This is a genomic window from Vibrio sp. 1562, from assembly GCF_033340155.1.
Lineage (GTDB): Bacteria > Pseudomonadota > Gammaproteobacteria > Enterobacterales > Vibrionaceae > Vibrio > Vibrio alginolyticus.
Map to the genome: position 1 here is coordinate 1 of NZ_JAWOVY010000372.1, position 689 is coordinate 689.

Here is a 689-nt window from a genome sequence, read left to right on the forward strand (position 1 = left end):
TTCATTGATGAAATCGACAAGATTTGTAAGCGCGGCGAAAGCTCTGGCCCGGACGTGTCTCGTGAAGGTGTGCAACGTGACTTACTTCCTCTGATTGAAGGCAGTACCGTTTCGACAAAACACGGCATGGTAAAAACAGACCACATTCTGTTTGTTGCATCCGGAGCATTCCAAGTTGCCAAGCCATCTGATCTCATTCCAGAACTGCAAGGCCGTCTGCCAATCCGTGTGGAATTGGAAGCACTGAGCAGCCACGACTTCAAACGTATTTTGACTGAACCTAAAGCGTCGCTGACTGAACAATACATTGCGCTGATGAAGACAGAAAACGTCGATATCGAATTTACCGAAGACGGTATCACGCAAATCGCAGAAGCGGCATGGACGGTAAACGAAACCACAGAAAACATTGGTGCTCGTCGTCTACATACCGTGATGGAACGTCTGATGGACGAAATCTCTTACGATGCAGCAGAGCAATCTGGTGCTAAGTTTGTGATTGATGCTGCTTACGTTAAAGAACGTTTAGGTGATACGATCGAAAACGAAGACCTAAGTCGCTTTATTCTGTAAACTCAGATTTCACCTTGATTTTAAAGGCTATCTCGAAAGAGGTAGCCTTTTTGTTTTCCGGGCATTTGCGTAAAGATTATTCTCAGATACGTACCAACAGTCATACCTGCCTTGTT

The 689-nt window shown here is 45.3% G+C and carries 1 protein-coding gene; it reads left to right on the forward strand.

Annotated features, from left to right (window positions below; all coding sequences use genetic code 11):
* Nucleotides 1-573, forward strand: a 573-nt coding sequence (locus tag R7Z49_RS25250; protein ID WP_318112419.1) for an AAA family ATPase, incomplete at its 5' end; no start/stop codon positions are given.
* Nucleotides 574-689 lie beyond the last annotated feature (116 nt).